Source organism: Sedimenticola thiotaurini, assembly GCF_001007875.1.
Taxonomy (GTDB): domain Bacteria; phylum Pseudomonadota; class Gammaproteobacteria; order Chromatiales; family Chromatiaceae; genus Sedimenticola; species Sedimenticola thiotaurini.
Map to the genome: position 1 here is coordinate 389,725 of NZ_CP011412.1, position 23,745 is coordinate 413,469.

Annotated in this window: 24 protein-coding genes; 6 read left to right on the forward strand and 18 right to left on the reverse strand. The window is 60.9% G+C overall.

Annotated elements, in window-relative coordinates:
- Positions 1-42: 42 nt before the first annotated feature.
- From AAY24_RS01680 to AAY24_RS01695, 4 genes are read left to right on the forward strand one after another with little or no spacing between them, the layout of a single operon-like run.
- The gene (locus tag AAY24_RS01680; RefSeq protein WP_199930457.1) at positions 43-987 is read left to right on the forward strand and encodes an ATP-grasp domain-containing protein; all 945 of its coding nucleotides are present in this window, start codon (positions 43-45) and stop codon (positions 985-987) included.
- Positions 977-2,032: a hydantoinase/oxoprolinase family protein gene (locus tag AAY24_RS01685; protein ID WP_046858203.1), complete on the forward strand. Its 1,056-nt coding sequence runs from the start codon at positions 977-979 to the stop codon at positions 2,030-2,032. The genes AAY24_RS01680 and AAY24_RS01685 overlap by 11 nt, the downstream gene beginning before the upstream one ends.
- The gene (pabB, locus tag AAY24_RS01690; RefSeq protein WP_046858204.1) at positions 2,023-3,405 is read left to right on the forward strand and encodes an aminodeoxychorismate synthase component I; all 1,383 of its coding nucleotides are present in this window, start codon (positions 2,023-2,025) and stop codon (positions 3,403-3,405) included. Before AAY24_RS01685 ends, pabB begins: the two co-directional genes overlap by 10 nt.
- Positions 3,396-3,941, forward strand: coding sequence for an amino acid kinase family protein (locus AAY24_RS01695; protein ID WP_063370440.1), 546 nt, complete (start codon positions 3,396-3,398; stop codon positions 3,939-3,941). Before pabB ends, AAY24_RS01695 begins: the two co-directional genes overlap by 10 nt.
- Positions 3,942-4,009: 68 nt before the next feature.
- Here the strand turns inward: AAY24_RS01695 and AAY24_RS01700 are convergent, their stop codons facing one another.
- From AAY24_RS01700 to AAY24_RS01740, 9 genes are all read right to left on the reverse strand, one after another.
- Entirely contained in the window at positions 4,010-4,372 is a 363-nt protein-coding gene (locus tag AAY24_RS01700) for an S-adenosylmethionine decarboxylase (protein ID WP_046858205.1), read from the reverse strand.
- A complete protein-coding gene (locus AAY24_RS01705; RefSeq protein ID WP_046858206.1) occupies positions 4,372-5,088 on the reverse strand; it encodes a (5-formylfuran-3-yl)methyl phosphate synthase in 717 nt (238 codons plus the stop codon). Before AAY24_RS01705 ends, AAY24_RS01700 begins: the two co-directional genes overlap by 1 nt.
- A complete protein-coding gene (locus AAY24_RS01710) occupies positions 5,085-5,657 on the reverse strand; it encodes a DUF447 domain-containing protein (RefSeq protein WP_046858207.1) in 573 nt (190 codons plus the stop codon). Before AAY24_RS01710 ends, AAY24_RS01705 begins: the two co-directional genes overlap by 4 nt.
- Before the next feature lie 7 nt (positions 5,658-5,664).
- Positions 5,665-7,299 (reverse strand): formylmethanofuran dehydrogenase subunit A, encoded by a 1,635-nt coding sequence (locus tag AAY24_RS01715; RefSeq protein WP_046858208.1) that lies wholly within the window; start codon positions 7,297-7,299, stop codon positions 5,665-5,667.
- Positions 7,293-8,459: a molybdopterin-binding domain-containing protein gene (locus tag AAY24_RS01720; RefSeq protein WP_199930458.1), complete on the reverse strand. Its 1,167-nt coding sequence runs from the start codon at positions 8,457-8,459 to the stop codon at positions 7,293-7,295. The genes AAY24_RS01715 and AAY24_RS01720 overlap by 7 nt, the downstream gene beginning before the upstream one ends.
- A gap of 60 nt (positions 8,460-8,519) precedes the next feature.
- A complete protein-coding gene (locus AAY24_RS01725) occupies positions 8,520-9,932 on the reverse strand; it encodes a DUF6513 domain-containing protein (protein ID WP_046858210.1) in 1,413 nt (470 codons plus the stop codon).
- Positions 9,908-10,459: a flavoprotein gene (locus AAY24_RS01730; protein WP_046858211.1), complete on the reverse strand. Its 552-nt coding sequence runs from the start codon at positions 10,457-10,459 to the stop codon at positions 9,908-9,910. Before AAY24_RS01730 ends, AAY24_RS01725 begins: the two co-directional genes overlap by 25 nt.
- Complete coding sequence (locus AAY24_RS01735) at positions 10,452-10,949, reverse strand: 6-pyruvoyl trahydropterin synthase family protein (protein WP_046858212.1); 498 nt, start codon at positions 10,947-10,949, stop codon at positions 10,452-10,454. The genes AAY24_RS01730 and AAY24_RS01735 overlap by 8 nt, the downstream gene beginning before the upstream one ends.
- 250 nt (positions 10,950-11,199) lie before the next feature.
- A complete protein-coding gene (locus AAY24_RS01740; RefSeq protein WP_046858213.1) occupies positions 11,200-13,140 on the reverse strand; it encodes a sigma-54-dependent Fis family transcriptional regulator in 1,941 nt (646 codons plus the stop codon).
- 371 nt (positions 13,141-13,511) lie between these two features.
- On the opposite strand from AAY24_RS01740, the gene AAY24_RS01745 reads away from it, so the two are divergent.
- Positions 13,512-14,024 (forward strand): hypothetical protein, encoded by a 513-nt coding sequence (locus tag AAY24_RS01745; RefSeq protein WP_046858214.1) that lies wholly within the window; start codon positions 13,512-13,514, stop codon positions 14,022-14,024.
- 24 nt (positions 14,025-14,048) lie between these two features.
- Here the strand turns inward: AAY24_RS01745 and AAY24_RS01750 are convergent, their stop codons facing one another.
- The 6 genes from AAY24_RS01750 to AAY24_RS01775 all read right to left on the reverse strand — a co-directional run bounded on the left by AAY24_RS01750 (position 14,049) and on the right by AAY24_RS01775 (position 20,152).
- Entirely contained in the window at positions 14,049-14,738 is a 690-nt protein-coding gene (locus tag AAY24_RS01750) for a sulfite exporter TauE/SafE family protein (protein WP_046858215.1), read from the reverse strand.
- 97 nt (positions 14,739-14,835) lie between these two features.
- Positions 14,836-16,092 carry a hypothetical protein gene (locus AAY24_RS01755; RefSeq protein ID WP_234422226.1) on the reverse strand — a complete coding sequence of 419 codons (1,257 nt, stop codon included), beginning with the start codon at positions 16,090-16,092 and terminating at the stop codon, positions 14,836-14,838.
- Positions 16,040-16,783 carry an ABC transporter ATP-binding protein gene (locus AAY24_RS01760; protein WP_335337203.1) on the reverse strand — a complete coding sequence of 248 codons (744 nt, stop codon included), beginning with the start codon at positions 16,781-16,783 and terminating at the stop codon, positions 16,040-16,042. The genes AAY24_RS01755 and AAY24_RS01760 overlap by 53 nt, the downstream gene beginning before the upstream one ends.
- Positions 16,780-18,057: an ABC transporter permease gene (locus AAY24_RS01765; protein ID WP_046858218.1), complete on the reverse strand. Its 1,278-nt coding sequence runs from the start codon at positions 18,055-18,057 to the stop codon at positions 16,780-16,782. The genes AAY24_RS01760 and AAY24_RS01765 overlap by 4 nt, the downstream gene beginning before the upstream one ends.
- Positions 18,054-19,373, reverse strand: coding sequence for an ABC transporter permease (locus AAY24_RS01770; RefSeq protein ID WP_046858219.1), 1,320 nt, complete (start codon positions 19,371-19,373; stop codon positions 18,054-18,056). Before AAY24_RS01770 ends, AAY24_RS01765 begins: the two co-directional genes overlap by 4 nt.
- A gap of 5 nt (positions 19,374-19,378) precedes the next feature.
- The gene (locus tag AAY24_RS01775; protein WP_046858220.1) at positions 19,379-20,152 is read right to left on the reverse strand and encodes an outer membrane lipoprotein-sorting protein; all 774 of its coding nucleotides are present in this window, start codon (positions 20,150-20,152) and stop codon (positions 19,379-19,381) included.
- Between the two features lie 242 nt (positions 20,153-20,394).
- Here AAY24_RS01775 and AAY24_RS01780 point away from each other — a divergent pair, with 242 nt between their 5' ends.
- The gene (locus tag AAY24_RS01780) at positions 20,395-21,447 is read left to right on the forward strand and encodes a lipid A deacylase LpxR family protein (RefSeq protein ID WP_199930459.1); all 1,053 of its coding nucleotides are present in this window, start codon (positions 20,395-20,397) and stop codon (positions 21,445-21,447) included.
- A 31-nt stretch (positions 21,448-21,478) separates the two neighbouring features.
- On the opposite strand, the gene AAY24_RS01785 is transcribed toward AAY24_RS01780, so the two are convergent.
- From AAY24_RS01785 to AAY24_RS01795, 3 genes are all read right to left on the reverse strand, one after another.
- Positions 21,479-21,892: a hypothetical protein gene (locus tag AAY24_RS01785; protein ID WP_046858221.1), complete on the reverse strand. Its 414-nt coding sequence runs from the start codon at positions 21,890-21,892 to the stop codon at positions 21,479-21,481.
- A 109-nt stretch (positions 21,893-22,001) separates the two neighbouring features.
- Complete coding sequence (locus AAY24_RS01790) at positions 22,002-22,661, reverse strand: SCO family protein (protein WP_046858222.1); 660 nt, start codon at positions 22,659-22,661, stop codon at positions 22,002-22,004.
- A gap of 13 nt (positions 22,662-22,674) precedes the next feature.
- Positions 22,675-23,703, reverse strand: coding sequence for a COX15/CtaA family protein (locus tag AAY24_RS01795; RefSeq protein ID WP_046858223.1), 1,029 nt, complete (start codon positions 23,701-23,703; stop codon positions 22,675-22,677).
- Positions 23,704-23,745: the final 42 nt, after the last annotated feature.

Genomic DNA, 23,745 nt, shown 5'->3' on the forward strand with positions numbered 1-23,745 from the left:
GTGTTTGAGTATATAACCGGCGGCGGTTGCGTGAACGAAGAGATGGTACCAAGTCTGAGGGCGGAAGGCGATCTGATGCTCAATGCGATTGTCCGGGATCTGAGCAAACTGGAGTCTGTTGATGTGCTTGTGATGCGGGACGCCCGCCTCGATTCGCTGGCACTGCCCACCCATACCTGTTGGGTTGATGATGACTGGTGGAGCGCCTGGCTGGACTGTGTGGAGAGTGTGGACGCGGTGCTGCCCATTGCACCGGAAACCAACGGCATTCTGGAGTCGCTCTGCCGTACCGTGGAGGAGTCCGGTAAGCTGCTGCTGAACAGCAGTGCCGAGGCGGTGGCGGTGGCCTCCAGTAAAAAGGCCACGGTGGATTGTCTGGCCCTGCAGGGCGTTCCGGTGATCCCGACCTGGCGGTTCGGTGCCCACCCCCGGTTCAATGAACACCCTCTGGTGGTAAAACCGGATCAGGGCGTGGGTTGCCAGGATATTCACATCATTGCCGATGAAACCGCCCTGATTGAATATGTGGATAGCCGGGATCCCCTGATTGAGTGGGTGGTACAGCCCTACATCGTCGGGCAGGCGATCAGCATGTCGATCATGGTGGGGCAGAGCTGTGTCTGTCTGGTGGGCACCAACATCCAGCGGGTGGTACAGATGGATGATGGCTTCTACCTGCTGGGGTGTGCGGTCAACGGACTCAAGAGTCACCAGGGTGAACTGCTTGATCTGGCGAAAGGGATCTGCGGCGCGATCCCGGGTCTGTGGGGCTACGTGGGGGTGGATCTGATCCTGACCGAGCAGGGACCGGTGGTGTTGGAGATCAATCCCCGACTCACCACCGCCTATGTGGGGTTGAGTCAATCGACCGGCATGAACCTGGGGGCCATGCTTGTGCAGATGGCGGAGCGTCCCGGCCTGTTACCGACCGGCTTGATTACCGGGGAGTGCGTGAATATCGATCTGGAGCTGGGTCGTGTCGCTTGAGCGGGGCATAATCGGCTGGGATGTGGGCGGTGCCCACCTGAAGGTGGCGTGGCTCGATGAACAGGCCGTTCTGCGGCGGGTGGAGATCCGGGCCACACCCCTGTGGCAGGGGCTGGAATCCCTGGATCTGGCGATCCGGGAGTTGGCCGGCGAATTGCCGCTTCAGCAGTGTGAACACCGTGTTACCATGACCGCGGAACTGGTTGATCTGTTTGATGATCGCCGTGCCGGGGTGTGTGAACTGGTGGCGTGGTTGAGTGCCAGGCTGCCGCCGTCACAACTGCTCTTTTTCGCTGGCCGGAAGGGGTTTGTAACGGCTGATGGAGCCCGTCAGTATGCTGAACAGGTCGCCTCCGCCAACTGGCTGGCCACCACCTGCTATGCGGCTTCGGTCATCCCCAGTGGCGTCATGATCGACGTGGGGAGCACCACCAGTGACCTGCTGCCTTTTGAACATCATCGGTTGCGGAACCGGGGTTTTAGCGACCGGGATCGACTCGCCAGTGACGAGATGATCTATGCCGGTATCGTGCGCACCCCCTTGATGGCGATCAGTGATCGGGTACCATTCCACGGTGAATGGCTGACCCTGGCCAATGAACATTTCGCTACCACGGCGGATGTCTACCGCATACTGGGGGATTTACCGGAACACGCCGATCTCTATCCGGCCGCGGACGGCAAGGAGCACTCGGTTGAGGCCAGCATGCGACGCCTGGCCCGTATGATCGGTGCCGACCTGGCGGATGGGTCCGACTACGACTGGTACCGGCTGGCGGGATTTTTCGCCGACCGGCAACTGGATCGGCTGGCGTTGGCCTGCCAGCGTCAATTGAGCCTGGGACTGGCGGAGTCGTCCCAGTTGATCGGTGCCGGAGTGGGACGTTTTCTGGTGCAGCGCCTGGCAGACCGGCTCGGTTATGGTTATATCGATATGGGTGAACTGCTTGCGCATGGCGATGAGGATGCCATGATGGCGGCGGATTGCGCGCCGGCAGTGGCGCTGTTGCGTCTGCAAAGAGACCGGGAGGCCCTATGTGTCTGAGAGTGGAAATACCTTACCAAGTGGATAGTGCGGCGCTGTTCGAGCGTATCGCCGATGCCTCCTGGGCGGTTTTTCTGGACAGTGGCCGCCCCGGCAACATGACCGGCCGTTATGACATTCTGGCCGCTGACCCCTATCTGACCCTCACCACGCGGGACAATATTACCGAAATACACCATCGGGATAAGGTACGGCTTAGCCCGGACGATCCCTTTGCACTGCTGCGGGAGGCGTTGGCCGAGCCTGCAGAGGAGATGCCCGATCTGCCGTTCTGCGGTGGCGCCATCGGCTGGTTCTCCTATGACCTGGGCCGGCGTATCGAACGGTTGCCGGAGCCGGCCAGGGATCGGGAACAGTTGCCGGAGATGGTTATCGGCCTGTATGACTGGGCGGTGGTGGTGGATCACCAGCAGCGCCGCAGCTGGCTGGTGGGGCAGGGCCGGGATCAGCGTACCCGGAAGCGCTGGTGGTCACTGATAAAACGCTTCTGTCTGCCGGCCAAGCCGTCCAAACGGCTACCGTTCCGGATTACCGGCCCGACCCGCAGCAACATGGATCGTGCCACCTATGGCGACGCGTTTGACCGAATAAAACGGTATATCCGGGAGGGCGACTGTTATCAGGTCAACTTTGCCCAACGGTTTTCCGCCCCGGCGGAGGGGGACGGCTGGAGCGCCTACCAGGAACTGCGCAGTCTGAATGCGGCCCCCTTTTCCGCCTATCTCCGCACCCCCTATGCCGAGATCCTCAGTTCATCCCCGGAGCGCTTCCTTAAGCTGACCGGCCAGCGGGTCGAGACCAAGCCGATCAAGGGAACCCGTCCCCGGGGTGACACACCGGAGGGGGATTCCGCCATGGCCCGGGAGCTGGCGGCCAGCACCAAGGATCGGGCCGAGAACCTGATGATCGTGGATCTGCTGCGCAACGACATCGGTCGGGTCTGTCAGCCCGGTTCGGTGCGGGTGCCGAAGCTGTTTGCCGTGGAGAGCTACGCCACCGTTCACCACCTGGTCAGCACGGTGACCGGAGAGCTGGCGGAAGATCAGGATGCCAGTGGACTGCTGCGTGCCTGTTTCCCCGGCGGCTCCATCACCGGGGCCCCCAAGATCCGCGCCATGGAGATCATTACCGAACTGGAACCGGACAGCCGGGGGCTCTATTGTGGTTCCATCGGTTATATCAGCTTCGACGGTCAGATGGACAGCAACATTGCCATCCGCACCCTGGTTTACAACCAGGGCGAGATACGCTGTTGGGCCGGTGGAGGCATCGTGCATGACTCGGATGTGGATGCGGAGTACCAGGAGACCTTTGACAAGGCATCCGCCCTGCTGCAACTGCTCAACCAGAACCAGGTGGTCCGATGTGGGTAGTCAAGATTGGCGGCAGTCTCTACGACACGCCGCAGTTACAGGCGTGGCTGGGGACGCTGGCCGGGCAGGTCGATCCGACCATCATTGTGCCGGGTGGCGGTCCCTTTGCCGATCAGGTTCGTGAGGCACAACAGCGCTGGCGTGTGGATGATGCCACCGCCCACCGCATGGCCCTCAGCGCCATGGATCAGTACGGCCTGCTGATGGCGGGACTGGAGCCACGCCTGCTGGCGACGGCCGGTCCGGTCAAGCTGAAACAGAGCCTGACCGATGGTAGAAGTGCGGTCTGGCTGCCGGCCGCGGATGATCCCGACGTGGAACGCAGCTGGCGGGTCACCTCCGACAGTCTGGCACTCTGGCTGGCCCACCAGGTCGGGGCGGACGGGGTGGTGCTGATCAAGTCGGCACCCCTGACCACAGCGCGGGAAGAGTTGCTGGATGCCGCTTTTGACGCCTATCAGCAACAGTGGGGAGTCAAGGTGCGGCTGGCGCACCGTGACGGAAGCAGTGACTGGCCGGCGCTGTTGGGAAAATGATCAACCGGAAACGAATCATATAACCTCCGCTTCGGACCGTTCGTATCTACAACGGTCCTTTTTTTTGTCTACTCGGGGGGCATGTCGCGCCACTCGATCCGGGTCACATCCAGGGTCTCCTGTAACTTCTCGATGCAGTCCGTTACGGCAAAGGGTTTGCAGGAGTAGAGCTCCAGGGTAAACAGCTTCTGCTCCCGCCAGGTATAAAAGGAGCAGCCCGATTCGGCCCAGGCCTGGAAGCCGCCGATGCCGTGGTGCAGTTCACTGACCTGATCGGGGGAGAAGATCAGCAGATCGCTGATCGGCGTCATGCCGAGGGTTTCGGTCATCACCTCCAGCACTTGCCGTACCGTCTGTTCGTCGATCTCCCTGACCCCATAGAGTCCCTCAACAATGGCCCGCTGGCGAAAAATCTCCGGACAGATGGTCATTAATGAACCGCCAGCAGGGGGGCGCTGATCACCGGGGCATCCAGGTTCAGGGGCAGCACATCCCTGACCCGCATCATGGCGCCATGATCAACCCGGCTGGAGCGCCCCGATACGCAAAGGGCGCTGCGGAAACCCAGGTAGTCGGCCCCCAGGGGCAGCAGGGTGGGAATATCCGCCAGGGTCAGGCGACCGGCCAGGCCACAGATCAGTCCCAGCCGTTGCGCCTGATCGACAAATCGAGCCAGGCGGGCCGGGCTCCAGAGATCGGTCAGACGTCCCCGGTGTTTGTCTGCGGTATCGATCATGACGCCGTGAAAACCGTACACCGACAGCAGGGGCAACAGCGCCAGGGGATTAAAACGATCGGCAAAACAGACCGCAATCAACCGGTGGTTTGCGCACTCCTCCTCCAGTGCCTGGATGCAGTCGGCGGCCCCCTGTTCCTCAAACAGTCCCAGCTTGATGTAGTCAACACCGCAGCTGGCGGTATTTCTGACCGCCATCCGGATGCGGTCCGGGTCGGCAGGCAAATCTCCGATGGTGGCGCTGACTGGCCGCTTGCCATCCACGTAATCAACAATATTGGCAATCTGTTCCCGGCTTAAGGCGCCCAGGGCACCACGGGTCGGGTCTTTGCAGTCGATGATGTCGGCATAGGCGTGCAGCGCGATGGCCGCCTCTTCGACGGAGCAGATACTGGCGAGCAGACCGGTCATGCGCACTGCCTCCTGCGGAAATCATGGAGTCGTTGCATCAGCCAGTCCCAGGCCTCCTGCTCCTCATTACCGGCGGTCTTGTCCATGGCGATTTGCAGATAGGCGATTTCCCTGTCCACCTTTTCCGCCTCCAGCATATGCAGACGGCTGACCAGTATGGCGAGTTCGATCACCGCAGCCTGTGCCCGGTTATAACCGCTGAAGGGGCGATGATTGGCCTGGTGTAGCGGAACACAGAGCAGTTCCGGTCGTTGCGGATCCTCCTTTACCTGCTCTACCCGCAGCTCCTGATGAGACAGGGCGTGCTCCAGCCGGTGTCCGGCAATCGCATCGCAGGCTGTCAGGGGCCAGTCAACATGTCCGCTGAGACAGCCGGCATAGACCCGCACGTCGTCGGTAGTGTTGATACTGGCCGTCCCTTCCCGCAACAGGTTGTCCAAGGTACGGGAGGGGCGAAAGGGTGCGATCAGCCAGCGCTCTTCCCGCTGGCGGATACCCATTGGTGCAATATGGGCGGAACCGTCCGCATTGCGGGTGATGACAATCACTTCATGGATGCGTTCACTCATGGGCGCCTCAGTGGAATACCAGTTCGCTGCCGACAGTTTCAAGCAGATGTTGCGGATCGAGCTTGTAGTTATCCATTTTCATCAGATGATAGCGGTCAAAGTAGGTGCTGATGGCGGATTCGATGCCCCGGTCAAATTCGGGTGCGACCGCATGGGTCTTGCCCTGGATGACCTGAATCACCCGGCCGTTCTCCACTACCGGCACGCCGTTTTTCAAAACCAGTTCCGCGTTGCCGAACATGGCCGCCTTGTCCTCCTGGGGCCGGTAAACGGCAATATCGGCGATGGCACCTACCGACAGGTGGCCCCGGTCTTTCAGGCCCAGCAACTTTGCCGGGGCGGCCCGGGTCATGATGGCGATTTCGTTCAGGTCATACTCCCGTTCCAGGTGGCGCAGCAGGGAGATATCCGCCGACTTGGCATTGATGCTCTCCAGCCACTGGTTACGATACTGACGATCCATCAACAGCTTGAACAGCTCCGGGTAGGCGGTGAAGGGCGCCCCGTTGGGATGGTCGGTGGTGAAGAAGACCCGCCAGGGGTCATCGATCAGCAGGAACAGCTCCAGGCCGATGGCCCACTGCAGGGCATTGACATAGTTCTTGGCCCGGTAACGGAACGGCACGATACCGCCACCGCCATCTTCACCTTCCCACACCACCCATTTTTTGGGATTGGCGATATGGCGGGCATCGAACTGGCGCATGATATCGCCGGAGATGGTGACCGTCTGACCGAACAGTACCTGGCCGATGTCCACCGTGATATTGGGATTGGCCATCACCGCATCGGCCAGGGCCCGGGCACCGGATGAGAAACCGGAATCCCCCTCGTCGCCGTAGCCGTAGAACTGTACGTGGGCCAGGTGCATGGGCAGGCCGTCGGCGGCCTTGATGGTATCGAGTGCGGTGTTGACGTTGCCCGGAATGCCCAGATTGTTACAGTGCACATGGACCGGATGGGCGATACCCAACTGCACCACCGCCCGCTGTACCGCGTTGAGAATGGCCCGGGAGGTCATGCCGTACATCGGCACCTCGTCATCCAGGTTCAGCTGTCGCTCGTTGAACTTGAAGGCGGTGGCGCCACCGGCATTGATCACCTTGACCCCCAGGCACTGGGTGGCGTGCAGGGTCCAGGCGATGTAGTCATTGATGCGCGCCTGCTCGGCACCGTCCCGCAGCATGCGCAACAGGAAATCGTCGTTGCCGACAATGGCCAGGCCGGCGGTGTCGATAATCGGTATATCGGCCAGTTCGGCATGGGCCTGGTGGGCATTGATCGGCAGCACGGCGGGCTCGACCACCGTGGTGAAGCCCATCTCGGCGTAGCGGTAGCCGGTGTCACTGCCGGACCATTTGGCCCCGGAGAAGGGGAACCTGGGACGCCGCGCCTGCTCCGCCAGATGCTGTTCAGGCAACAGCAGCCGGGCGTTGTTGACATTACCACCGGCGATATGGCTGTGGATATCAATGGCCCCGGCCATCAGGATCCTGCCCTCCAGGTCGATGGTCCTGTCCGCCTCCGCCGGGTTTTCCGGTGCTGCACAGATGTAGCCATCCCGTACCCAGACATCCCCGGGGGCGCCGTTCAGCTCATTGACGGGATCATAAATCTGCGCGCCTTTCAGTCGTATCAGCATCGGCGTGGCTCCTGTGAAATCAGCTGGTCGCAAAGCGCGCCACTATCGGGTAACGGGCTCTCCCTTAGCGCCGGGAGAGGGACCAGGCGCAGACCATCGGCCCGATGCAGATAGCCCCGTCGGTGAACCCCGGGCACCGCCACCGGCAGAAACAGCGCCGGTGGTTTGTCGGTGAAGGACATGGCCGGATGGCCGAACACAATGGTGGGCTGGGCAACCGCCGGTGGTGGGTCGCAACGCAGGCTGCTGAACCAGACCAGCAGGTCCGCTTCACCCGACTGCAGCAACCGGTCGCCGGCCTGCATCTGCAGATCCTGCTCGGGATAACCCTTGGCGTGGCAGGTACGGATACCAAAGCCGTTGTGCCAGGTGGCGCTCAGTTGTGCGGTGGTGTCCCCATCGCCGGCACCCAGCATGAGCAGCGCGCTGCGCCGGGTTTCATTCAGATCCCGCACCAGTCCCACGCAGGTGCGCACGATCAGTTCCGCCCGTTGCTCGGGCAGGGGAGCGATGACAAACACCGGGTAGCTGGCGGCATTGATCTGCCCGATCAGCGTTTCACTGTCGGCGATATCCTGCTGCACCGGCTTGCCGGCCAGTCGTGCCCGCACGATGGAGAGCAGATCCAGGCAGTCGTCCCCCAGTTCCCGGATGGTGGGCGGCACGTCACCGTGCAGCCGCTCGGAACCCTCCAGCATCTTCTCCCGCAGGCGCGGGTAGAGCTGCTCCGGCGCAGTGCCGATCAGTATCACCAGGTCGGCCCGGTTACGTACCTCGCCCATGCTGCTGATCTGCCAGCCGCTCTGCTGGTAGATGCGCAGATTACGGGCGATAGCGTCGCCATGCAGGTGGTCGATGGAACCGCCGAAGTGATCCGCCATCCTGATTGCGGCACGGCTGTCCAGCAGGTCGCCGGCCAGTCCATGAAACAGGGGGTGTTTTGCCCCTTTGAGCAGGGAGCCGGCCTGTTTCATGGCCGCTTCCCAGCTGGCCTCCTCGCCGTCAATGAGCGGGGTCTGCCGGGTTGCCTGCAACGCGCTGCGAAAACCCTGGTCGGCCTTGTTACAACCGAACTGGGGCGTGGTGGTTTCTCTATTGTGTAGTGGCAGTGACAGATCGTCACAAACCATGGCACAGAAGGGGCAGCTAATATATGCCAATGTATCAAGTCTGTCGTGTCTGTTCATAATGACCAGAAGAGAGCAAAAGCCGGGCCAACCTCAATCAATCGCTTTCCTGGGGACCGGTTTCCGGTGCTTTTTGGTGCTGCCCGGTTTGGCGTATTCCAGCAGATTCTCCTCCGCCGCCGGTGTGGCCACGCCCCAATCCAGCAGCTGATCCTGGGTGTAGCGTTTGCCCAGTTGCAGGGCTACCTGGGCACGGGCCAGTTCGACACCCAGGTAGAAGGCGTGGCTGCCGTCCTCTTCCACCCCCAGATGGGGGAACAGGTCAAACGGATCGGTCGCCCGGTGCAGCCCCTCCCGGTTGTAGATATGGATGCCGTCCTGGTTCACCTGAATACGAAAGTTGCGATCTTTGACCTGCTCTGCGGCCTTGCGGATCTCGGTGGAATCGTAGGGGAACGGGTTGCGCTCGTGGCGATTGCTGAGTCCGCCATGGAGCCGTTTCGGCAGGGTGAGCTCCGCCCGGGAGCGGTACATGATGCGTCGGGAGAGGTCCGCCTCCCGGATCGCTGAACGGCAGTGGGGGCTCACCGCGGTGGTCAGTACCGCCCCGACATGCAGTTCGGAGATGATGCCGAACAGCAGGGCGTTGATCCCGCTGGTGTCCGCCTCGGTCAGTTCGGTCAGGTTGCCCACGCCCATCATCATGGCTGCGTCCGGCAGTCGTCGGCGCGCCTCGTGATAGCGGACGATAGAGTCAGTGAAACCGAAATGGATCGGCTCCAGGATCGGATCGATATAGCTGTGGCGCCCCTGGACAGCGAGCCTCTCCCAGGCCCGCTGCAGGCTATCCAGATCCCCCTCGGTGCCGGGAATCAGGATGGGCGTGGCGTCCACTTCGTCGGCAATCCACAGGGTCTGTTCGGTCAGGCTGAGCAGGTAGTCGGCTCCCGCCTTACCGCCCGTCAGCAGCTCCTCCTCCCGGTGGGAGTCGACGCTGACCTGGAAGCCGGCCGATTTCAGCAACCGGACACTCTCCGCCAGATGGGGGAAGGGCTGGTCGGGCAGACCGCCCAGGTCGATCACGTCCGCGCCATCCTGCCGGAAGCGCTCCGCTCGCTGGAGAATTTCGGCCGGTGTCAGGTTGGGGGCATCCACCACCTCGGCGAAGATCAGCACGTCGTGCTGGCTCAGATCGACCGGTTGTCCCGACTCCCCCAGCCACTCCGGCAGATCGCGCAACTCATCCGGGCCACGCTGGAACGGCACGCCGAAGTGCTCGCTCAATGCCTGCAGATCACCGCGACAGCGACCGGGGATCACCACCCGACTGGCGTTACCGGTATGGGGTAACTGGCGTTTGATCATGTCGGCGGTCAGCAGGGCGGCGACCTTCACTTTGAGTGGTCGCACCTCCCAGCTGATGGGGGAAGGTGCCAGGTCATGCAGCACCTGGTTGAGGCTGGCTTCGGCCAGCGAGCCGGTCAGAAAGAGGAGATGTTCTGACATGGTTGCGGTATGCCGAGGGCATCCTCCAGTGAACTCAGGCGGGTAACCACCCGGGTGTATTCGAAATCCATCAGCCGTTCCGTATTCTCCAGATCGATGCGGCGCGGGTAGACCTTGACGGTGCCGCCGGGTGCTTCGGTCTCCATCTCCGGCGCCACGTCACAGGCGAACACGATACTGGGTATGCGGCACTTGCCGGCCTGGGCGTAGATGTTGGTGACCAGGGAGTCGGAGATGCCGTAGACCATTTTTGCCACGCTGTTGGAGGTGGCGGGGGCCACGATCAGTTGTTCGTACACCCCTTCGTAGAACAGGCCGACCGGCGGCGCGCTGGCGGTGTTGTCGTGGAAAATGCGAAAATGTTCCTTCAGCTCCTTGACCGGATAGCCGTACACCTGCAGAACCTCCGCCGCCGCCTTGCTCAGAAACAGGTCCACATTGGGTAGCTGTTCCGCCAGTTGCAGACACTCCTTCAGGTAGTGCCCTGAGCCGGTGATGGCCCAGGCGATGCGACCTGTATCAGACATGGCTGATCTCCCGGTGATAGATGCCCCACTGCTGATCCGCCTCTTCGACCGCCACCTCCAGGCTGTGCAGATTACCCAATCCCTGGCAGGCCTCCAGGGATTCGATCAGCCGGTTACTGATATGGTAGGCGAGCATTTCCGCCGTAGTGTTGGCTACCGGCAGCAGAATGCAGCTGGAGCGGCTCAGGATAAAGCGCTTGTCGTAACTGCGGATCTCCAGCAGCTCCTCCTCCCGTTCAGTCAGGCTCACCTCGTCACTGGCGGTGGGTACCAGTACTCCGTCATGCAGCTCGCTGCAGATCTGTGCAGCCAGCTTGTTGAGCAGGACAAAGTCGATCACAAAGGCGTCTGCGGTGTTCTCCCCCCGGGCCTCCAGTTGCACATGGAAGTTATGACCATGGATGTTTTCACAACTCCCGTTGAAGGTGATGAAGTGGGCGGCGTTGAAATGGAGTTCGCCCGGGTGTACGCGCACGGCAAAGTGATTCATGGCTTGGGGTCCTGCTGATTAACTCTCTTGGGACTACTGTTAGCAAGTGCCGGGCCAACCGTGGGGCCGTGGGGAAGGGGGCAGGGTCGAGCGGGAACGTCCCGGCTCCACTGCTCACGGTGACAGCCAGCCCGTAGTGGACCTTTGTGCCACTTTTTCACTCCAGGGGATGCTCCTGAACGGGCTGAAATGGCCGGCAGGAACCGCTCTGGCCGGGCCCGGAGCGCTTCCGGACCGGCCCAGCGCACGGTTAACGTGGCGGTTTTACATCATACCGTTTCATTTTTCGGTACAGAGTGTTACGGCTGATGTTCAATTTCGTGGCAACCCGTGTCACATTCCAGTGTGCCGCCTCCAGCTCCCGGATGATGGCGTCCCGTTCAGCGATATCCAGTGGGTTACTGGGACGCGCCCGCGCCCTTGGCTCGCCACTGGCGTCACCACAGTCACTGAAAATCTCTTCTGGCAGATCATCCAGCCGGATCTGGTTATTCTCACAGAGCCCGATGAGTGTGCGCATGATGTTGCGCAGTTGCCGGATGTTGCCCGGCCATTCGTAATGCTCCAGGGCGTCCAGCGCATCCTCTGTAATGTTCACCTCGCCCAGGGGTGCCGCTTCCAGCTTCAGGATATGCTGAATCAGGGCGCGCCGATCCTCCCGGTCCCGCAGCGGCGGCATCTGCAGACTGATGCCGTTCAGCCGGTAAAACAGATCCTCCCGGAAGGTGCCGTCCTCGATCTGCAGTTGCAGATTCTGGTGGGTGGCGCTGATCAGTCGGATATCCACCTTGATCGGGGTTTCACTGCCCAGGGGGATCACCTCGCGCTCCTCCAGCACCCGCAGCAGGCGGGCCTGCAGATGCAGTGGCATATCGCCGATCTCATCCAGGAACAGGGTGCCCCCATGGGCCTGGGCGATCTTGCCCCGCGATCCCTCTTTGCTGGCGCCGGTAAAGGCGCCGGGTCGATAGCCGAACAGTTCGCTCTCGATCAGGGTCTCCGGCAGGGAAGCGCAGTTAACCGCCACGAAGGGCTTGCCGGCCCGGCTGCTGGTTTTATGAACCGCGTTGGCAAACACATCCTTGCCGGTGCCGGTCTCCCCAAGCAGGATGAAGGGGATATCCATTTCCAGCAGCTTTTTGGCCCGTTCGATGTTGTGCCGCATGCGGTTGTCACCAAACTCCAGGCCGTCCAGGGTGGGCGCATCACGGACCGATTCCGGTACGAATGCGCGAGCCGTGGAGCGCACCGGGGAGCGTCGGGTGCCGGTCTCGGGGTTGGGGGACTGGAAGCTGGCGTAGAAACGTCTGCCCTGGTTGGCGTCCCGCACCGGCAGAGGCACCATGGCCTGGTTCTGGGCGTTGCTCAGGGCGTTACTGGTACGCAGGTTAAACAGCTCCTCGAAGGGTCGGCCGATAATATCTTCCATATCAAGCTGGAACATGGCGCTGCGGTTGGCGGCCTGGACCTGGCCACTCTCATCGAAAGCGATGACCCCTTCGCCCAGAGTGCTGATGAACTCCGGACGGCTGTGGAAGCGGAGGATATAGTTGTCGCGCATCTTGCAGAGAAACAGCCGGTTCTCGATCAGTTGCGCCGACATGTTAACCAGCACCATGGTGTGCTGCTGGGCCTGGCGCGACTCACCCGAGGCGTCCAGTACCGCGACCAGGTTTCCGGTGGGGTCGAAGATGGGGGCGGCGGAGCAGGTGAGGCGGGTGTTCTTGGAGAAAAAGTGTTCGTCCTGATGGATGATCAGCGGGCGCTTTTCCACCAGGCAGGTACCCATGCCGTTGGTGCCCTGGGTCTTTTCACTCCAGACCGCGCCGGTCTGGAGTGCCGTCTTGACCGCCGTACTGGTGAACATGGGATCACCGACGTAATTGAGCACCACCCCGTCGTGGTCGGTGAGCAGAATGGAGTGTCCCGATCCGGCTACCTGCTGATAGAGGTTGGTCATCTCTGAACGGGCGATCTCCACCAGGCGACAGGATCTCTCCTGGCGCTCCTTGAGATCAGAGCGATCCACCACCACGGGTTCCGGGCGGCGTTCGGGGTCCAGATCATACTCTTCGAGGCAGCGTTTCCACGACTGAAGAATACTGTCAGGAACCGGGGTAGCGTTCGTGCCGCAGCCGCGAACCGTTGACGTGACCAAACCGCCATGCGCCTTGTCTGTGCTCAAGTCCATCCATCATCCCCCTCTTACACTGCGGTTATCCGCTTATATAATGGCTTCGATAATTAGCATAGAATGAATGTTCATTGCAAATCTGTATCGGCCCTGATTCAGTCCCGGATAGCTACCCGTTGCCGGTCAATGCAATCTTCCCAAGAGCAGGATTCCTAAGGGGAATTCAGATCTCCGGGTGGATGATCCGCCGAACGGTGGTACTCCGCATCAGCGGCCGGGCCGGGAGGGTTTTGGCGTGGTTCAGCGCCCTACCGGCCCACTCCATTACCCTGGACGATACAGGGAGAAGCGCACCGGATTGAGCGTCACATTCTGATGTATTCTGTTCCTACAAGTGATACTTTACGACGCTTCGATCGGGAGGCTCTATGAAGTATGTAATCAGTGAACAGGATAGTAAAAAGGCCAAGGTGCCCCATGAGATTTTTCTGACCAACCTTCTGGGTAATCACATCCTCTGGTTTATCGCTGCCCTGGGGTTGGTGCGCTCCTACTGGCAGCCGTTGGCGCTGGTGCCGGTGTTCTCCATTCTGCTGCTGGCCTATACCCTGTGGCGGGCGAGGCGCTCCAGAGAGGTCGACTCCTGGTTTGTCATGTGTCACTGGCAACTCTGTGCGGGGCGCAGCCGGGTGTTCATTATGTTCCTGATGGTATTTGGCCTGGTGGCGCTGTTCGGTTGGGTCGGATATACCTACCTGGGCATGAAGGAGGTGGCGGTGATGGCGCTGATCGGTGGGATCGGCGTACTGCCGGTGATGGTGACCGTGCTGGTGCTGATCCTGATGGAGTCGGACGCGCTGCACCAGGCCGCCGAGCAGAAACTGCCGAATTGGATGATAGAGCGTTATCCCAATCCCGATATCCAGGTAGTCGAAGAGTAGCCGGTTCCCGATCAGCCCCGGCGCTCAGATCAACCGAATGGCACTCCAGAGCGTGTAGATACCGAACAGCATGACGGTGATCCCGGCCACCTTGCGGGCCGTGTCGGAGCGGGCCAGGCGTGCAGCGGCTCCGGCTAACAGCCCGATCGCCAGCAGATTGGGCAGAGTCCCCAGGGCAAAGGCGAACATCAGTCCCGCACCCTGCAGTGCGCCGCCGGCGGAGACCGCGTTGATCAGCATGGTATAGACCAGCCCGCAGGGCAACCAACCCCACAGCATGCCGATGACAAAGGCCCGTCCCGGTGACTGAACCGGCATCAACCGGCGGCTGATCGGTTCGAGCCGTCGCCACAACAGCCCGCCCAGGCGTTCAACCCGGTTCAGCACCATCCACCAGCCGGCCAGGTAGAGGCCCAGCAGTACCATGAACACGCCCGCCAGTATCAGCAACGTCTGCTGTGCCAACTGCATCGGCATCATGCCAGCCAGCAGTACCCCCAGGCCACCCATGATGGCACCGGCGATCACATAACTGATCAGGCGTCCCAGGTTATAGGCGACCTGGAATGGCAGCTGCGATAGCACCGAACTGCGTTTCGCCTCCGGCAGCCCGAAGGTGAGGGCGCTGACAATTCCGCCACACATGCCGATGCAGTGAACACCGCCGAGCAGACCGACAATAAAGGCGCTGAAGTAGGGGAGAAGGGATTCCATAAGTGGGGCAGAAGGATACCAGATTCTGGCGCTTTTTGGCGGGAATTTGGGTTCCCGTCAGTGATCATTGGTACCTGCAAGGTGCGGGTAACGGTGATCAGAAATAGGTGCGGAAGCGCAGGGTCAGACTGCCGGGCAGGTGGCCGAATTCGGAGCGGGGATTGGCCTGCGGGTCGAGCCCCTTGCCGCTGGCGTACTGGAGTGACAGCAGCAGGTCCGACTCATTGCTCAGGGAGTAGCTGAGGTTGATCTGGTGCAGGAACGAGTTGCCCAGTTGCGGGTCACTCTCGCCCAGGGGACTGGCCAGCAGCAGATAACTGCCCCGCAGCAGGGGCGTGATATCCCGCTCCAGGGTCACGCCGAGCAGCCGGCGACCAAGATGGGGCTGCAGTCCGTACATCACCAGCTGTTGGGTGGGCAGGGTGGCCAGGCCGGCCGGGTCGCTGGCCCCCAGGCCGTGCTGATACCATTCGATCCCTAGGAAGGTCCCCTCCTCGAACTGGTAGTCGATACCGGCAATCCAGAACAGGGCGTTCTGGCCGCTCTGCTGCAGCTGGTAATGGGCCGCTTCCAGCCGCCAACCCAGCCCGCCCCAGTCACTCTCGAACGAGGCGCCCACAATCTCGTTACCGATCACTTCACCCGCCAGCAGAGCGACCTCGGAGCGTTCGCCGATCTGGCTGCGCAGATGGATGGCCTGGCTGTTGGGGATCTGGTGGCTGTCCCGGGGGGCGAAGGCGTGCACTGCCGTCACGGAGGTGAAGGGGGAGGGATACCAGTCCAGCACAAGCGCATCGATGCCGGGCTTGAAGTCGGTATCCAGGTCGGTGGGGGCAAAGGCACCGAACACATTCAGCGGTTGCCAGAAGCGGCCGCTGCCCCAGTCGACCGGTTGACGCCCCATACCCAGGGTCAGGTTATTGATACGCCACTGGTAGACGGCGCGATCCAGCACGTAGCCGATCCGGGTGTTTCGGTTTCCGTCGTTTCCGCCCTGCCACTCCCCAGTCAGTTCATGATAACGGAACAGGGAACTGGCGTGGGGGTAGTCCAGCGCCATGCCGTCGGCATGCTGGCGGGCGGCCTTTAGGTGCAGGGACCAGTCGCCCTTCCTGCCGGCGTTCTCCAGCATCAGGCGCAGGCTCTGCTGGTCGCTGCTGAGCAGATCGTTATCCAGGGAGTTGTAACCCGTATCGCCACGGGCTGCCCGGACCACATTGCCGAGCAGGGAGAGGCGCCCGGTCAGCTCCACCGCCTGCGCACTGCCGAGTGACAGCAGCAGGACAGCCCACCAACAGCGATTAAGCCAACTGTTCACGGTGCCCGACAGGTTGATCACTGATAATCCGCCCATCACGCAGGGTGATCAAGCGCTCGGCCCGCTCCATGACCCGGCGGTCGTGGGTGGAGAAGATAAAGGTGGTTTTCTCCTCGTGGGAGAGACGGTGCATGATGTCGAGCAGCGCCGTGGCGTTTTCCGAATCCAGATTGGCGGTCGGTTCGTCAGCCAGTACCAGGCGGGGACCGGCGGCCAGGGCGCGGGCCACCGCCACCCGTTGCTGTTGACCGCCACTGAGTGCCGCCGGACGGCGTTGCAGTACCTTTTCCAACCCCACCAGCGTCAGGTAGTGTTCGGCCCGCTCCCGACGCTCCCGTACACCAAGCCCCTGCAACACCATCACCAGTTCCACATTCTCCAGGGCACTCAACACCGGCACCAGGTTGTAGGCCTGGAATACAAAGCCGAGCTGGAACAGGCGGAAGTCGGACAGCGCTGACTCGGTCAGGCTGGTGATGTCGGTCCCGTTAAGCCGGATGGTGCCGTGGCTGGGTGTGTCCAGCCCACCGATCATATTCAACAGGGTGGTCTTGCCGGAGCCCGACGGACCCACCAGGGCGGCAAACTCCCCCTCCTGCACTGTCAGGTCGATTGCCTGCAGTGCCGGAACGGTCAGTTCCCCCTGGCGATAGATCTTGTCTACCCCCTGTAGCTGCAGCAGGGGCATATTCTCCCTGTTGACGGAGGTTGTTTCAGCCGATCTCATGTACGCAGTGCCTCCACCGGTGTGACGCGGGACGCCTTGATGGCCGGATAGATACCACTGCCCAGGGTAGCGGCAAAGATCAGCAGGGTCAGCTGAACCACCCGCCCGCCGGACAGCTCGGTATGGATTACCGGATCCATGAAGGTGCCCATTAACTCGGTACTGCCCCCCATCAGGGCGGCGATATCGATACCATGATAGGCAAACCAGCCATGCACACTGCCGGCCACCAGCCAGCCGATGCTTACCGCCAGCAGACTGAGCAGCAGGGACTCGCAGAACACCAGCCAGAGCAGGTGATAGCGACTCAGCCCCAGAGCCCGCAGCAGGCCGAATTCCCGGGTGCGCTCCAGCACACTCATCAATACGGTATTGAGAATGCCGAATACCACCATGATCAGTATCAGCAGCAGAAATATGTAGTTGCCGGCATCATCCACCATGATGAACTGTACCAGTTGCGGCATCATCTCGCGCCACTCCAGGACAGCCACCCGGGTATCCGCAATGGCCGCCCGCAGCCGGGCCTGCCATACCAACAGCTGATCCGGGTGGTCCAGGAACAGGGCGAACCGGGTTACCGGCAGTTTGCTCGGGTCGGCCCCTTCGCCCGCCAGGAAGTGGCGGGCGAGCTGAATATCGCTGAGTATCAGGTAATCGTCCAGCTCATCCAGCCCGGCGTCGAAAATGCCCCGTACCCGACCCAGTTCCGCCTGGGAGTCACCCCCCTGTTTGCCGGCCATCAGCACCACCTTGCTGCCCACCTTGACCTTCAGCTTGCCGGCCATGCCCCGGCCGATCAGGATGCCGCGTTGATCGCCCGGCTCGATCCAGCCGCCACTCACCAGTTTGGGACGAAGCAGATCAGCACGCTGGTCAGCCAGGGGGTGGAGACCCTCCAACTGGGCGCCGACCGAGTTGCTGGCGCTGTTGGCCAGTATCTGTAACGAGATGCGGGGTTCTATGCGGCCCGGGATTTCAAACTGGTCGAGCTGCTGTCCCAGTATTGCGCCATCGGCCAGGTATTTATGGTTGGCGGGTGCTTCCAGATAGCCCTTGGGCTGGATGGTCAGATGACCTTCCCCCAGCTTGATGGCGTTGCGGATCATGGAGTTGTGGGCACCGTCATTGAGACCGATCATCAACACGGCGAGGGCGAAGCCGATGGCGATGGAGCTGAGGGTGATCAGGGTGCGGCGCCGGTGGCGCCAGATATTGCGCCACCCCAGCATGATCAGCATCTTGAGCGGCAGGTGGCTGTGCTGGCCGGTCATCGCATCACCTCGGCCGGTTTGAGACGTATGGTGCGCCAGGCCGGTAGCAGGGAGGCGAACAGGGTAATCGCCAGCATCAGCAGACAGGCGACCAGCAGGTCACGGGGCTCCAGGTGGAGTTGCATATAGGGTTCAAACAGAATGCCGCCCCAGTCATAGCCGTCCGGCAGCATAGCGCTGAAGTCGATGCCCCGTTCACCAAACAGTCCGATCAACCCAACCCCCAGCAGGGCGCCCACTACGGCCGAAACCAGGCCCAGGAAAAACGACTCCAGCATGACCATCAGCAGCAGCCAGCGCCGTTTCATGCCGATCGCCAGCAGGATGCCGAACTCGTGGGTGCGCTCATGCACCGCCATCAGCATGGTGTTCAGCATGCCCATGGCGGCCAGTGCGATGACTATGAAACCGACCAGAAAGGTGATGGTTTTGCTGATCTCCAGCATGTCCGCCACCATGGGGGTCAACTGTCGCCAATTGCGCACCAGCGGGGCACCGCCCAGTGCATCCAGCGGCTGCTCGCGGGCCAGTTTTTTCAACACTCCGTCGAGTTGCGCCTGCATGGACTCCAGGGCGGTGGGGTCAGCGAGCCGGATCACCAGTTCATGGAAACCGTCCTGCAGGTACATCAGCTGCTGGTACGCTGTGATCGACATCAGCACACCCATGCGGTCGAAATTGGGGTCGACCGGTTTGAGAATGGCGGCCACCCGGAACAGTGCGTTGCCGATACTACCGTCAGCGGCCTGGGTCACCAGGATCAGTTCGCCACCGGGTTCCAGTTGCATGTTTTTGGCCAGTTGGGCACCGATCACCAGGTTGAATCGGGGTAGCCCCTCCCGGCTGTTGGTGGCGGGTCCCAGATCCAGTTCACCCCGCCGCACCTGCTGCAACAGCCGGGTCACCCGGGCTTCCCGTTTCGGGTCGACCGCCTTGATCAGCACACCGGTGGAACTCTCCTCGGTGCTGGCCAGGGCGGAAGCGTAGAGGCGCGTAGCCAGCTGCTGGTGCGGGAACGCCTGATCGAGCTTGGTCAGGTAGGACCAGGGCAGGGTGGCGTAGAGATCCTGGTCATCCACGTAGGCCTGGCGATGTACCTGCAGGTGGCCGATGGAGATGGTGGTGGCCTGCTGCACCATCTGGCGGATCATCCCCTCCATCAGGGCGGCGTAGAAGACCACCATCACCAGACCGCCCGCCAGTGCGGCAATGGTCAGGCTGCTGCGTACCGGGCTGCGCCAGATATTGCGCCAGGCGATAAACAGCAGTGTAGGCAGTCGACTGGCGTTGTTGCGGGATTCAGCGGGTGGCTGCATGGCAATTACCGGCGACCCCGCTTGAGGGTCTGCAGGGAGAAGAAGGAGGCCTCCAGGGGGATTCCGAAGCGGATATCGTGATAGACGATCACAGTGGATTCATCCGGTTTATCTTCCGGTTTCAGGCGCAGACGCATGGGGATGCTACGCCCATCGATCAGGCTGATCTGGTCCATGGTCATGGTGCGTATCAACTCACCCTCTTCGTCATAGTAGCGGGCCTGGCGGGGTGCCAGGGAGGTTTGCTCGATCAGCATCACCACCTTGCCCCAGACCACTGCGGCATCCGGCCTGGGGATAAAGGTCAGTTCGTAGACCGGTTGTCCGTCCCGTTCCCCCTGGAAGCTGATACTGGCGTCGTAGTCATCCTGATAGGTGCTCTCCCTGACCAGGTCGTCATTGGTGAAGTGGCTACCCATCCAGGAGCCGGACATCATGCTGGAGGGGACTTTGGTGACCCGGTTGATTTTTGGCAGGTAGTTCCAGATGTTCGCTTCGACCTTCAGCGTGGCGATGCCACGATCCTTGATCGGCTCCCGGATAATGACCAGTGAGTAGTCTTTACCCCGGGACCAGGCTTCCATGGTCAGGGTCCGTTCATAACGCGCTGTCCGTACCGCCATGGTCATGGTGGCTTGGGAGGTGTCGCCGCGCCACAACTGGTCGATATGACGAATCAGCTGATCCAGCTCAAGCGCCATTACCGATGGGCTGGTCGAGAGGAGCAGCACCAACAGGAGGGTGCGGATTGCCCACCGATGTGGTCTGCCGCTGGTCATTTTGCTGTCACCTTTTTCCGCATGGAGGGTTCCCTTTGCCGGTGAAGTGAGCCCGGGCCGCCGTTGTTAACATTTTCCTTTCCATCATACTGTCTGCTTCCCCCTGGCCCAACAGCAGTCGGCCCCGATGTCCGGATAATCTGTTGAGTAACTGCTCCAGATCGGTACCTGGCATGGTAAAAATGTCTGCCCTGAGTTACTGTTTCACCCAGTGTAATTGGGGAGAGGATCAAGTGCCGGATGTGACAAAACGATTGATGCAGATATTCCGGAACAGGCGCGGTTGGCGATTGTTCTGTCTGTTGCTGCTGGCGGGTGCAACACCTGCGGTTCCAGCCGCAGAGGATTCCCTGAACAATCTGAAACAGGGGGGCTTCTGGAGCATCCAGTTCGAGAACGACCTTTGGGGCAGCGGGGACGACCGCTTTTACAGTCACGGTACCGAAATCTCCTATCTCTCCCTGAAGCAACCGCCTGGCTGGTTGAGTGGTATGGGGGATGCGTTGCCGTTTTTTAAGCGGGGTGACGTCACTGCGGTGCAGTATGCGGTTGGCCAGAAAATCTTTACCCCGGAGGATACTGAAAGTCGTAACCTGATATTGGATGACCGGCCCTATGCGGGCTGGCTGTATGGCAGCGCCAACCTGATGTCCCGCTACGTGGATCAACCCAATCTGCAGGTGGGTAATATCCTCGGTATCACGGTCGGTATTGTTGGTCCCAGCTCCCAGGGCGACAGTATCCAGAAGGGTTTTCACGACCTGATCGGGGTCGATAAACCGAACGGCTGGGACAATCAGTTAGAAGATGAACCCGGCGTGCTCCTGACCTACACCCGTCGTTGGCAGTATTTTCACAATCTCGGCAGTGGTGTGGCGTTTGAGACGGCACCCCATCTGGTCGGCGCCCTGGGTAATATCTACACCTATGCGGGTGGCGGCATGATGTTTCGTCTGGGTAAGGGGTTGCGCAATGACATAGCGCCACCCAATATTCGACCGGGTTTCCCCGGGGTGCCCTTCGTGCGTCCGTCGGACCGGGTTAACTGGTATTTTTTTGCCGGGATGGAGGGACGGGCCATGGCGCGCAATATTTTCCTGGATGGGAATACCTTCAAGGATAGCCACAGCGTGGATAAAAAGACGTTTGTCGCCGATGCCCAGTTCGGTTTTGCCATCCACTACCAGAATATCCGCTTCGCACTGAGTAATGTCTGGCGCAGCCGGGAGTTCGAAGAGCAGGACGATAATGTGCAGTTTGGCGCTATCAACCTGTCGTTTTTTGTGCCGTTCTGAGTAACAACGACGGCGAACCGGCGCTGACAGCTCACAGCTCCATCCGTTTTGTCGTTGACCGGCTGTTGTTGCTAATCAGCCAGTGAAGTGCGTCCGGCTCATTGTCAAAAAGCCGGGCGTGAAAACCTTTCCGGGTAGCCATGGTTTCACTGAACTCCACTGCCTTTTGGCTCTGGGGATCGAGATTGACATAGGCCATCTTCCACTCTTCCGGAATGGCTTGCTGTGCCATGGCGCTCACCACCTGGTAGTTGGCGAATGGCGGGTAGTCGCCGGTCAGGTAAGAGATTATCAGGATGCGGGTGTATCCGGCCTCACGGCACTTGGCAACAATCTTATCCACCGCGGAACGACCGTATTTCGCCGGGTCGCCCGTGTTCCTGTTCCCTCTCATTTCAACCCGGAGGTAACCCTCCCGTTCCTGAAAGGTGATTGTATAAGGCATCACCTACTCCTTGTGAACTGACTGCTTCGGCTACAACCTGTAGTCAATACTAACCTTCTGCTAATTATCATCCTGGTCAGGTCTTTTTCAAGTACTCCGGGCGCCAGGGTCATCGGTTGACCAGTCTGATCAGATCCTGAGCCATCGCCTCCACTTCATGGGGGGCACTGAACAGGGCCTGGAGTTCGCCGGCCGGGTTGGTCAGGATGATGGTGGTGGAGTGATCCATCAGATAGCCCATACTGCTCTGTTCGGTGTCCACACGGGCATACATGACGCCCAGTTGACCGGTAAGGCGGTCCAGCTCCCCGGGATCACCGGTCACCCCCAGGAAGGAGCTGTCAAAATAGGGTACATAGCTGGCCAGCACCGTCGCGGTATCCCGTTGGGGATCGATGGTGATGAAGTCTGTCTCGATTTTGGTGTCGAGCGACTCATGCTGTAACCGGTCCCGCAGCCGGGCCAGCATGGCCAGGGTGGTGGGACAGATATCGGGACAGTGGGTGTAGCCGAACGAAAGGAGATGCCAACTGCCCTTGATCGATTCCTGGGTAAACTCATTGCCGGCGTGATCGATCAGACTGAACGGGCTTAACGGACGTGGGTTGGGAATCAGCGTGCCGCTGATTAACGAGACCGGCGGTTGTTGGGCTTGCGACTTGTCGCTCTGCCTCAGCATCAGGTTGGCGGTAAGGCCGAGAACAACGATCAACAGGGCGCCTGGAATCCACCAGCGCTGCCCGGGTTTATGCGGCTTTTCGGGTTGCATACTGAATCCTCCCTTACTCCATAGTATAGGCACGTTTCAGCTGCCAGTTTAGGGTTAGTAGCGTCAGCAGCAGCAGCACCGCGACGCCGTTATGGGCGGTGGCTACCGCCAGGGGCAGGTGGCTCACCACGTTGGTGATGCCCAGGCCCAGCTGCAGCAGCAGTAAAACAGCCACTGTCCAGGCCAGCTGCCGGGTGATCACTGAACGGCCAAGACGGCAGAGCAGGATACTGAGAGACAGCAGATAGACCGTGGTTAGCAGTGCACCGACCCGGTGAACCATGTGAATGGCGGTACGTGCTTCAGCGCTGAGGATGCCATATTCGTAGTTGATACCGATGCCATGCCACAGGGTAAAAGCCTGCTGGAAATCCATTTCTGGCCACCAGCTGCCGGAGTGGCAAGTGGGGAAATCGGTGCAGCCGATGGCGGCGTAGTTGGTGCTGGTCCAGCCACCCAGGGTGATCTGTAACAGCACAATCGCCAGTCCGATACGGGACAGCCAGAGCAGGCGACTCGCCCGACTGATCACATAGGGAGTACGTAACGGGCTGTACAGCCGCAGTGTCACTACCCAGAGCAGGGCGACTATGGCCACTCCCCCCAGCAGATGGGAGGTGACGACGGCCGGCTTAACCAGTAGAGTGACAGTCCACATGCCGAGCGCGGCCTGCAGCGCCACCAGCAGTACCAGGAACCAGGTCAGGCCCAGGGGTTGGTCGGTGTAGTGGCGATTACGGATCGCCAGCAGGGCCAGCAGCAGGATAGCCAGTCCCAGCAGCCCGGCCAGGTAGCGATGCAGCATCTCCTTCCAGGCCTTTTCCACCACAACCGGAGTGGCGGGATAGGCGCTGTTGGCAGAGGCGATCTGCTGCTCGCTGATGGGCACGGTGAGATTGCCATAACAGCCCGGCCAGTCCGGGCAACCGAGTCCCGCGTCGGAGAGCCGCACATAAGCACCGAACACGATCACCAGCAGCGCCAGCAGGGTGACAGCGAATGCAAAACGGGCATGTTTCAGTGCGATACGGTTATGCAGCATCTCTGTTGTCCGTGGTCTGGTAAAGTTAGCCCTAAATGGTTT